7 protein-coding genes are annotated in these 10,785 nt (G+C 66.3%); 5 read left to right on the plus strand and 2 right to left on the minus strand.

Annotated features, from left to right (window positions below):
• Nucleotides 1-292 precede the first annotated feature (292 nt).
• The 5 genes from ACE3UY_RS07930 (at nucleotide 293) to aspS (ending at nucleotide 6,644) form a co-directional block, all read left to right on the plus strand.
• Nucleotides 293-1,405, plus strand: coding sequence for an ABC transporter permease (locus tag ACE3UY_RS07930; RefSeq protein ID WP_374687005.1), 1,113 nt, complete (start codon nucleotides 293-295; stop codon nucleotides 1,403-1,405).
• A 66-nt stretch (nucleotides 1,406-1,471) separates the two neighbouring features.
• Entirely contained in the window at nucleotides 1,472-2,491 is a 1,020-nt protein-coding gene (locus ACE3UY_RS07935) for an ABC transporter permease (protein WP_374687006.1), read from the plus strand.
• 92 nt (nucleotides 2,492-2,583) lie between these two features.
• Nucleotides 2,584-4,110 carry an ABC transporter ATP-binding protein gene (locus ACE3UY_RS07940; RefSeq protein ID WP_374687007.1) on the plus strand — a complete coding sequence of 509 codons (1,527 nt, stop codon included), beginning with the start codon at nucleotides 2,584-2,586 and terminating at the stop codon, nucleotides 4,108-4,110.
• A gap of 363 nt (nucleotides 4,111-4,473) precedes the next feature.
• A complete protein-coding gene (greA, locus tag ACE3UY_RS07945) occupies nucleotides 4,474-4,947 on the plus strand; it encodes a transcription elongation factor GreA (RefSeq protein ID WP_374687008.1) in 474 nt (157 codons plus the stop codon).
• 395 nt (nucleotides 4,948-5,342) lie between these two features.
• Nucleotides 5,343-6,644 carry an aspartate--tRNA(Asn) ligase gene (gene aspS, locus ACE3UY_RS07950; protein WP_374687009.1) on the plus strand — a complete coding sequence of 434 codons (1,302 nt, stop codon included), beginning with the start codon at nucleotides 5,343-5,345 and terminating at the stop codon, nucleotides 6,642-6,644.
• 253 nt (nucleotides 6,645-6,897) lie between these two features.
• On the opposite strand, the gene ACE3UY_RS07955 is transcribed toward aspS, so the two are convergent.
• Together ACE3UY_RS07955 and ACE3UY_RS07960 are read right to left on the minus strand one after the other, a co-directional pair.
• On the minus strand, nucleotides 6,898-8,988 hold the full coding sequence (locus ACE3UY_RS07955) for a glycosyltransferase family 39 protein (protein WP_374687010.1): 2,091 nt from the start codon (nucleotides 8,986-8,988) through the stop codon (nucleotides 6,898-6,900).
• Nucleotides 8,989-9,024: 36 nt separating this feature from the next.
• The coding region (locus tag ACE3UY_RS07960) for an oligosaccharide flippase family protein (RefSeq protein WP_374687011.1) at nucleotides 9,025-10,785 on the minus strand (1,761 nt) is incomplete at its 5' end.

The raw sequence follows: 10,785 nt of genomic DNA on the forward strand, positions 1-10,785 counted from the left end.
CCCCGTTCCACGAGCATGAGGACGCGGTTCCGCAGGAAGTCAAAGACCTGTTGTCCGCGACCGAAGCGGGCCTGCAGGACGGCTCTATCACCACCGGCTACACCCCGGGTGGCTAATCGGAACGATGACGAGACGAGGCCGCCTCTCCCGGCGCGCCTCACGTTCTAGGTAAGTAGTACGCAATGTGCGACGTGCCGGACTCGGCACGTCGCACATTGTCTAAACGCACAACATCACGCAGTACCGGTTCCTAATTCCTAATTCCTAATTCCTAATTGTCTGAGAGGCGGCTATGACGACAGTTCCCACGACGGACAGCGGCGATCGGGCCAGGAGCTGGTTGCGGCGGGTGTGGCGGGGCATCAGTGTGCCCCTCGTGGCCGTGTTGTTGGGCGCGCTGATCGGCGCCATCCTGCTCCTCGTCTCCGGGGCCAGCCCGCTTGAAGCCTATGGGGCGCTCATCAAGGGCGCGTTTGGCACGCCGGTCGCTGTCCAGCGCACCCTGGAGAAAGCCACGCCGCTCATCTTCAGCGGCCTGGCCGTCGCCTTCGCCTTCAAGGCCGGGTTGTTCAACATCGGCGCGCAGGGGCAATTGCTCATCGGGGCCATCGTGGCCGCCTACGCCGGCTACGCCATCAATGGACTGCCGGCCCTCATCCACGCCCCCCTGGCGCTGTTGATCGGCGGCCTGGCCGGCGCGCTCTACGGTTTCATCCCCGGCGCGCTCAAGACGTACACCGGCGCGCATGAGGTCATCGTGACCATCATGCTCAACTATATCGCCATCAACATCACCGACTTTCTGGCCGATGGGCCGTGGAAAGATACGTCGCCGAGCAATATCGTGGCCCGCACGCCGAAAATCTTGCCCTCAGCCGAGCTTCCCATCCTGGGCAACGTACCGCTCGGCTTCATCTTCGCCATCTTGGCCGCCGTCATCGTCTGGTGGGTGCTCTATCGGACAACGCTCGGCTATGAGATTCGCACCGTCGGCCTTAATTCCAGTGCGGCCCAATACGCCGGCATTCGCGTGGCCCGCATGATTATCATGACCATGATGATCAGTGGCTTCCTGGCCGGCCTGGGCGGCGCAGTCGAGACGCTGGGCATCGTCGGCCGCTTCCAGCCGGGCTTCAACGCCGGGCTAGGCTTCGACGGCATCACGGTGGCTCTGCTGGGCAAGACCAGCCCCTTCGGCGTCATTCCGGCGGCGATCCTGCTCGGCGCGATGCGCTCTGGCGCCAGTCAAATGCAGTTCAGCGCCGGCGTCGCCAAAGAGATCACCGACGTCATCACCGCCTTCATCCTCTTCTTCGTCGCCGCCGACATCATCGTCAAGTGGCTCATCCGCCAGCGCGATCGCGACGATGAGAAGGTGACGTTGAGCACCGGCTGGGGCAAGTGATAGCAGACGACCTGGTGCGACCCACTTTCTGAAGTGGGTTGCACCTGAAAACACAGGGAACCCGCTATGGAACTAACCGCGCAACGCCAGGTCGAATCGAGGAATTGGCTGATCGAGCACAAATGGTGGGTGCTGATCGCCGTCATCATCGTCGGCTCCATCCTCTACGCCTACATGACGAACGACCGCGTGACGACAGCCGTGCTGGCCTCTACCCTGCGGCAGTCCACGCCGCTCATCCTGGGCGCGCTGTGCGGCCTGCTGGGCGAGCGGAGCGGCGTCGTCAACATCGGCATCGAGGGGCAAATGCTCCTGGCCGCCTTCGTGGCCTTCCTGGCTAACGTCTACACCGGCAATTTGTGGGTGGCGACGCTGGTCGGCGCGCTGACCGGGGCGCTCATGGGCGCGCTGCTGGCCTTCATGGCCGTCACGTTGAAGATGGACCAGATCATCGGCGGCACGGTCATCAACATCCTGGCCGTGGGCCTGACCGGATATTTCTACGTAACGGGCCTGACGACCCAGGGCAAGTTCCAGCCCATCCCCCTCGGCCCGCTGGCTGACATCCCCCTCCTCGGCCCGGTGCTCTTTCGCAACCCGCCCATCACTTATTTGGCGATCTTCCTCGTCTTTGTCGTCCATTACGTGTTGTTCTATACGCGATGGGGGCTGCGCACGCGGGCCGTGGGCGAGCACCCCAGCGCGGCGGACACGGTGGGCATCAACGTTTATCGGATTCGCTACATCAACGTCATCCTGGGCGGGGCCATCGCCGGGCTGGCCGGCGCGTTCCTGACGCTGGAGGGCGTTGGCTCCTTCGAGCGGCTGATGACCAATGGCCGCGGCTTTCTGGCCCTGGCGATCATGATCTTCGGCAAGTGGACGCCGCTGGGGGCCTGGGGCGCGGCGCTGCTGTTCGGCTTCACCTACGCCATGCAGACGCAACTCCAGTTCTTCGGCGTCAACCTGCCGCCGCAATTCATCGGCAGCCTGCCCTATCTGCTGACCATTCTGGTACTGGCCGGCTTCGTCGGCCGCTCGCGCGCCCCGGCGGCCAGCGGCGTGCCCTACGAAAAAGGTGGCTGAGATCGCATAGAGTAGCGCGGGTTTCTTAACCCGCGTAGCAGACATGGTTTCAGAACACGGCTTAAGAAACCCATGCTACACGTGGAGTGACCATGAGCAACAACGAAGCGCCCATCGTCCTGGAAGCCAAAGGCATCACCAAGCAGTTCCCCGGCGTGCTGGCAAACGACCGCGTAGACCTGACACTGCGTCGGGGCGAAATCCTGGCCCTGCTGGGCGAAAACGGGGCCGGCAAGAGCACGCTGATGAACATCCTCTACGGCCTCTATCGCCCTGACGCGGGCGAGATCTGGATCAAGGGGGAGCACGTCACGCTGCACAGTCCCGGCGATGCCATCGCCCGTGGGGTCGGCATGGTGCACCAGCACTTCCAGCTTGTGCCGGTGATGACCGTGGCCGAGAACGTCATCCTGGGCGCGGAGGTGACGCGGGCCGCTGGCTACATCGACAAGCGCGAGGCCAACCGCCGCGTGCGCGAACTTTCGGAGCAGTATGGCCTTTCGATTGACCCGACGGCCGAGGTGGACGACCTGCCCGTCGGCCTGCAACAGCGCGTGGAGATCATCAAGGCCCTCTACCGCAACGCCGACATCCTCATCCTGGATGAGCCAACGGCTGTACTGACGCCGCAGGAAGCCAACGAACTGTTTCACATTATGCGCGAGCTGGCCGGGCGGGGCGTGTCAATCATCTTCATCACCCACAAGCTGAAAGAAGTGCTGGCCGTGGCCGACCGGATCGTCGTGCTGCGCGGCGGGCGCAGCGTGGGCGCGGCTGCGCCGGCGGAATCGACCGAGGCCAGCCTGGCCGAACTCATGGTCGGCCGGAAAGTGATCCTGCAAGTGGACAAAGACGAAGCCGAACCCGGCGCGATGGTGCTGTCGATTGATGGGCTGGAAGTGATGGACGACCGCCATCACAAAGCGGTGAAAGGGCTGTCGCTCCAGGTCTGCGCCGGGGAAATCCTGGGCGTGGCCGGCGTGCAGGGTAACGGGCAGCGCGAGTTCGTAGAGGCGCTGACGGGGTTGCGGCCGGTGGCCGGCGGCACGATCACCATCGCCGGCGAGGACGCCACCCACTACACCCCGCGCCAGGTGACGGAACTGGACGTGGCCCACATTCCCGAAGACCGCGAGAAGCACGGGCTGGTCATGCCCTACACCATCGCCGACAACCTGGTGCTGAACCGCTACTATCGCACCCCCTACTCGCGCAATGCCGTGCTCAACCGGGACCAGATCGCCGAGAACGGGGCGCGGCTGGTGAAACAGTACGACGTGCGCACGCCGTCCATCTTCACCCACGCCAGCAACCTGTCCGGCGGCAACAAGCAGAAGGTCATCGTGGCCCGCGAGTTCTCCCGGCCGGTCAAGCTGCTCATCGCCAACCAGCCGACACGCGGCATCGACGTCGGCTCCATCGAATTCATCCACAAGCAGATCGTCGCCCAGCGTGACAACGGTGTGGCCGTGCTGCTGGTCTCGGCCGAATTGGACGAGATCCTCAGCCTGTCCGACCGCGTGGCCGTCATGTTCGACGGCCGCATCGTCAAGACGCTGCCCATCGAGGAAGCCACCCGCGAGCGCGTCGGCCTGCTGATGGCGGGGTCGGAGGCGTAGGGGCGCACCTGCGTGTGCGCCCTAAGGTCTGTGTGTGCGCACCAAGGCCTGTGTGTGCGCCCTGGGGCAGACACGCAGGTCTGCCCCTACTAGACAACCGCCCCACCCTGCGCTATACTGTCGGCAATTCCCAATGATTGAGGCTCACGGGAGACCGCGCATGCCAATTCCTCAGCCCCGGGCGGCCCACCGCCGGCAACGCTGAGCGAGCCATTTAGTCTTTTTGCCCACACCGTAGATGCGAGTTCGCTGACCCGCCGCGCCCGCGCGCCGGCTTCCGTCAGCCGCGAGACGGCAAGCCAAACCCGCCACTGACCGAGCAGCGTCCGTGACAGGGGTACATAGTTACTGGAGAGAACGAGAATGACCGGAGATGATACTGTCTATCTGACCCCGGAGGGGCTGAAGCAGATCCACGAGGAGTTGGATCATCTGAAGACCACCCGCCGGGAAGAGGTATCGCAAAAGTTGGAACGGGCGATCAAACAGGGCGACCTGAAGGAGAACGCCGACTACCACGACGCCAAAGAGGAGCAGGGCTTCATCGAGGGGCGCATCCGCCAGCTCGAGGACATGCTGCGCCGGGCGTCGGTGATCGAAAACAACGGCCCATCGAACGTCGTCCGCATCGGCAGCACCGTGACGGTGCGCGAGGTGGGCGAGGAAGACGACGAGACCTACGTCATCGTTGGCGCGCACGAGGCCGACCCCACTAAGGGACGTATCTCCAACATCTCGCCCATCGGCAGCGCCCTGCTGGGGGCCAAGCGGGGTCAGACCGTGCAGGCCCAGACGCCCTCCGGCTTCGTCGAGTTCGAGGTCGTCAACATCGGTTAAGGAACGGGACGCCGGCGGCGTTGCAATCAGCGCCCTCAGCGTCCCATTCGTCCATTGACACACGCTCCTAACCCGAGTACCATACCCACACCATAGCAAAAGGCGATGACGGGGACAGGTCAACGAGACCACCCGGTGTCCAGAGAGCGAGGCGCTGCGCTGTAAGCCCCGCCTCCGGGCCTCGACGACGACACCCCTGAGCCGAGCGGCGAACGTCCTGCCAGTAGCCGCCTCCGGGAGCGCCCGTTACAGCGCGTTGGCGCGCCGGCCCAACCCGGCGCGCCGCTGAGGCCCCCACGTGGGGCGAATGGTGGTGGCACCACGAAGGCTTTCCGGCCCTCGTCCTCCAAATGAGGACGAGGGCTTTTTTGTTGGAAGAGAACGGAGGTAGAGGCATGAACGAGATTCGCACGGTCGAGGCCGGAAAACACCTGGGTGAGATGGTTCACCTGCGCGGCTGGCTGCACAACGTGCGCCGGCTGGGCGGCGTCAACTTCGTCGTCCTGCGCGACGGCTGGGGGACGATCCAGGCCGTGACCGAGAACGACGCCGACCTGGCCCCGCTGGCCGGCTGCGCGCTGGGGAGCGTCATCGGCCTGGCCGGCCTGGTCGTCGCCAACTCGCAAGCGCCCGACGGGCTGGAGCTGCAACAGCCGGCCATCACGGTCATCACGCCCATCGACACGCCGCCGCCCCTGCCCCTGCAGAAGCGCCAACTCAACGCCGCGCTGCCCACGCTGCTCGACCACGCCGTCGTCGCCAACCGCCACCCGGCGCGGCGGGCCGTCTTCCGCCTGGCCGCCGGGGCCATGGCCGGCTTCCGGGCCACGCTGAACGCGCGCCACTTCACCGAGGTGCAGACGCCCAAGATCGTCGCCTCGGCCACCGAGAGCGGGGCCAACGTCTTCAAACTCGACTACTTCGGCCGGCCGGCCTTCCTGGCCCAAAGCCCGCAGTTCTACAAGCAGATCATGGTCGGCGTCTTCGAGCGCGTCTACGAGGTCGGCCCCGTCTTCCGCGCCGAGCCGCACGACACGGTGCGCCACGTCAACGAGTACGTCAGCCTCGACGTGGAGTTTGGCTTCATCGACAATCACTTCACGGTCATGGCGTTGTTACGCGAAGTCGTGGCCGGGATTTTTGCCCACCTGGAAGAAACGTGCGCGGCCGAGTTGGCGCTGCTGGAGGCCGCCCTGCCCGCCGTCCCGCCAACCATCCCTCACATTCACTTTGCCGAGGCGCAGGAGCTTATCCTGCAACGCCACAGCATTGACGTACGCGGCGAGCCTGACCTGTCGCCGCAGGACGAGCGCTGGTTGGGCGAGTGGGCGCAGGCGGAGCACGGCAGCGACTTCCTGTTCGTCACCGGCTACCCAATGGTCAAGCGGCCGTTCTACACCCACCCCGACCCGGCGCGGCCGGCTTACTCCAATTCGTTCGACCTGCTCTTCCGGGGCACGGAGTTGGTGACGGGCGGGCAGCGGCTGCACCGCTACGGCGACTACCTGGCCGCGCTCGACCGGGCCGGCTACCCCCACGAGCCGTTCGAGACGTACCTGGAGGCGTTTCGCTACGGCATGCCGCCCCACGGCGGTTTCGCTATTGGGCTGGAGCGGCTGCTGATGCAACTCCTTGGGCTGCCGAACCTGCGGCTGGCGACGCTGTTCCCGCGCGATTTGACGAGGGTGACGCCCTGAAAGCGCAGGGGAGCGGGGGAGCAGCGGTGCGGGGGAGATGGAGCGGCGCGGGCGTCGTGGCAAGGCAATCGGGCCAAACGGCGTTCGGATGCGGTGGACGCGACGCCGGCCCGTTCAATCAGCCACTACCGCCACATATTCGGCGGATGAGCGCGACTTGGGAATCGGCAGTTTATCATTCAGTAGACCGCGAACGTGCAGATCGATGGCCTCGTGCATATTGCGCATCGTGCCCCATCTTTGCTCACCTGACTCATTCCAACACTACATACTCCCCCCCCTCCCCCGTCACCAACCGCTCCCCCGTCTCTGGATCGTACATCCCCACCCGCAACTCGCCATCGAGACTCGGCAGCGTCAGTAGTTGGAAAACTATATCCCCCGCCCGCCAATGCTCGGCCGGCGCGCCGAGCCGGTCGTCCTGGGCGATCAGCGCGCCGCTCTCGTCCATCAGGTGCAGAAAAATGCGCCGCGGGCCGCCGGCCGGGGCGGTCACCAGCCAGTAGGTGACGACCTCGCACGGGGCGGAGTTGCACGGCCGATCGGCGTCGTAGCCCAGCAAGCGCAACTGGCCGCCAAACTCGGCATCAACCGGGTATGGCGGCGCAATGTCCAGCCGCGCCGGGACTTCGTAGCGGACGAACTCCCCGGCCGGCTGCTGATAGCGGGCGATGAGCTGCTCCAGCGGCGGCGCGAGCGGCAAGATGGCCGGCCGCACGACGCGCGCCGGCTGCCCATCGGGCGAGACGGGCAGAATAAGGCTCGTCAGCGGGTCGAAGAAGCGCAGCGACAAATCTTCGCGCCGCAGCGACAGGGCCATCGTCGGCGGGTCCATCGACTCCGGCGACCAGCCTCCGACGGCCACTGGGCCGGACGCGGTCGTGTCGTCGAGGAAAGCGGCGGCTTCGGTCAGCGCCGCCTGCCAGACGAAGCGCACCTCGTCGTTGGCCGCCCAGACGCGCCACAGGCCGGCGGCCGTGCTCCAACCGTGATAGACGAATAGCAATCCCAGCGCTCCAGCGGCGACAGTTGTGACTAAATCTGTGGATAACTTTCCACCGGCTGTGGATAAGTGGGCAGGGGTGTGGACAACCTGCCTGTCGGGCGATTTGGCAAATCGCCCGACGAGCGCCTGGAGGGCGACCCACGGAAACAGCATCACCACGGGCAGCAGGTTGATGGCGCGGATGGTGCTGGGGGCGTCGATGGTGACCAGGCTGGGGATGAGCGACGCGCCCAGCCACAGGAGCAGGAACGCATGGCGCGGTTCGCGCCAGCGCCACAGACACAGCGCCACCCCGCCGTAGAATAGCAGCGCCAGCAGCGGATCGAAGACGACCCGCCCGGCGATGCCCTGCCGCCACAGCGGGTCGCCGCGCACGCCGAACAGCCCGGCCAGGGCGACGGCGTTGGTCAACACCGGACGAACATCCCCGGCCAACAATGCCCGCAGCGGCGCGTCCACCTCGCTCGTACGCACCTCCGCGCCGGGGTGGTTCAGCAGGAACCAGGCCAGCGGCAGGGCCACCACGATCAGCGCCGCCCAGAATAACGCCACGCCCCGCGCTCGCTGCCGCAACGCCGGCCGGTGGCAGACGAACAGATACACGGTGAACAACCCATAGAAAATGGGCACGGCGCGGGCGGCCATGTAGGTGTGGAGGGAGAGGCCGGCGGCCGTGCCGGCGAGGAAGAGCAGGGGAGCAGGGGAGCGGGGGGGCAGGGGAGCATCAGAGGCCGCATCCTCAGATGCGGGCAGACACGCTCTGGCGCTCCCCTGCTCCCTTGCTCCCCTGCTCCCCCGCCCAAACGCCCTCCACCACAGCACCGCCGACACCCCCGACAACACCGGCAACATGATTGCCCGCAGCGCCAGCCGGCTGTAGAACACCGGCCAGAAGAGCACGGCCAGGAAGGCGGCCGATAGTAGCCCCGCGCCGGGGCCGAACAGCCGCCGCCCCAGCGCGTAGCTCACCGCGACCAGCAGCACGCCCAGATAGGCCGACGGCAGCCGTAGCGCCAGGGCGTGATCGCCCACCAGCGCGCCAAAGTAGGCCTGGACGTAGTGGTAGAGCGCCTCATGGCCATAAGCCTCGGCGAAGTAGATAGCGTGGTTGCCGGCCAGGATGTCGCGATTGATGAGCCAGTGGGCCACCTCGTCGTGCTCCAGCCCCGGCGGCGTGGCCCCGTGCGGCGAGGGGAAGTTGTCCAGGGCGACGAAGCGGATGGCCGAGGCCAGGAGCAGGATGGCGACGAGGAGAGCGAGGCGCGGCCGGCGGCGATGGATGACGGATGACAGCCGACCGGCGACCGACCACTGCCCACTGTCCACTAACTTACTCATCTCGTCTACTGGCCTACTGACCTACTGAACACTGTCCTACTGAACACCGGCCGCTTCTCCCCGCCCCCGCAGCCGCCCCAGCGCCCGCCGCTCCTCCGGGCCGAGGATGCGCAAGGCGAACAGCCCGGCGGCGTAGACAGCCGCGCCCAGGGCCAGCCCAACGACCAGGTGTATCTGACTCCCCAGCCACGTCGCTCCGACCATCAGCGCCGCCAGCAGCAGCGGGCGCGCCGCCAACTGCCACCAGGCCAGGCCCATGCCGCGCTGCCGCAAATAGTAGGCGAAGACGAGCAGCAGCACGACCTCGGACAGAATGGTGATGACGGCCGCGGCGACGTAGCTGTAGCGCGGGATAAGGAACCAGTTGGCGATGACGTTGAAGCCCACGGCCAGCACGAACGCCCGCGGCTGCATCCGCTCCAGCCCCAGGGCGATCAGCACGTAGTTGGTGACGCTGTTGAGCCAGCCGAACGGGATCGACCAGATGATGACCTGGAGGGCGATGGCCCCTTGCGGCAAAAACTCCCGGCCGCCGAGCACGCCGATGAGCGGGAAAGCGGCGAAGGTGGTCAGCACGGCGATGGGCAGGGCCAGCAGCAGCATCAGCTTGAGCGACAGGCGATACATGCGCCGCGCCGCGTCCATGTCGTCCTGGATGGCCCGCGAGATGATGGGGAAGAGGGCCAGCGTGAAGAAGGACGGGATGATTTGCAGGGCGTTGAACCACTTCCAGGCGCTGTTGTACCAGCCGACCACCTCCTCACCGTTGGGCAGCAGCTGGCGCAACAGCAGTACGTCGATGGAGATGAAGATGGTCTGCAACAGGTGGATGAGCATCAGCGGGAAGCCGAGGCGGGCCATGCTGCGCAGCAGCGGCGGGTCGAGCGCCCACGGCCCGCGCAGGTCGAAGCGGCGGAAAGCGACGGCCGCCAGCAGGGCCAGTGTGACCAGGTTGACGACGATAGACACCGCGGCCAGCCCGACGAAGCTATAGCCGGCCAGCAGCACGGCCACGCCCAGCCCCACCTTCAGGATGGTCGTCACCGTCGCCATGGCCGCCGGGACTTCCGCCTGCTCATAGACGTAGAACAGGCCCGACACGCCCAGCGCCAGCCCCGACAGCACCATGCCGATCATCATGAAGCCGATGGCCGTGACCTCGGCCGGCGAGAGTGGGTTGGAGCCGCGCACCGCGCTCAGCACGTAGGCCAGGATGGGCAGGGCAGCCACAACGGCCGTCAGCAGCCGCAGGATGCTGGAGTTGAACAGGAAGCCAGCGGCCCGCCCCCGATCCTGCGACACCTCGCGGATGAGCAGAATGTTGAGACCATAGTTGGCGATGATCTCGAAGATGCCGGCCGTGGCGATGGCCGTGGCGAAGCTGCCCGCGGCCGCCGGGCCGAGCACGCGCAGGTAGAACGCGGCAAAGACGAAGTCGATGCCCCGGTTGAACAGGTTCAGCGCCATCGGCGCGGCGCTGTTCTTGGCCAGACTGCGCGTCGTCGAGCGGGGGCCATCAGCCAGACCGCTGGCCCGACCGAAGCGCCCCCAGGCCCACACGCCCAGGGCGAAGATGACGACGGCGCCGCCCATGAACGACATCAGCCCGCCCAACTGGAAACTGCGCGGGCTGTAGCGGAAGCGCACCGTCCACTGCCCCGGCTCCAGGGGCACGCCGCGGAAGTTGCCGTTGACGCGGGTGATGGTCGCCTCCTGCTCGGCCGTCTCGTCGCTCCCGGCCGGGCGGACGTAGGCGCGCCAGCCGGGGAAGTAGCTGTCGTTGAGCACCAGCCAGGC

It is taken from the genome of Promineifilum sp. (SeqCode) (genome assembly GCF_041918635.1).
GTDB lineage: Bacteria > Chloroflexota > Anaerolineae > Promineifilales > Promineifilaceae > Promineifilum.

Coding starts and splice junctions, on each gene's coding strand:
- ACE3UY_RS07930 (WP_374687005.1), top strand. CDS start 293: ATGACGACAGTTCCCACGACGGACAGCGGCGATCGGGCCAGGAGCTGG.
- greA (WP_374687008.1), top strand. CDS start 4,474: ATGACCGGAGATGATACTGTCTATCTGACCCCGGAGGGGCTGAAGCAG.
- ACE3UY_RS07935 (WP_374687006.1), top strand. CDS start 1,472: ATGGAACTAACCGCGCAACGCCAGGTCGAATCGAGGAATTGGCTGATC.
- aspS (WP_374687009.1), top strand. CDS start 5,343: ATGAACGAGATTCGCACGGTCGAGGCCGGAAAACACCTGGGTGAGATG.
- ACE3UY_RS07940 (WP_374687007.1), top strand. CDS start 2,584: ATGAGCAACAACGAAGCGCCCATCGTCCTGGAAGCCAAAGGCATCACC.
- ACE3UY_RS07955 (WP_374687010.1), bottom strand. CDS start 8,988: ATGAGTAAGTTAGTGGACAGTGGGCAGTGGTCGGTCGCCGGTCGGCTG.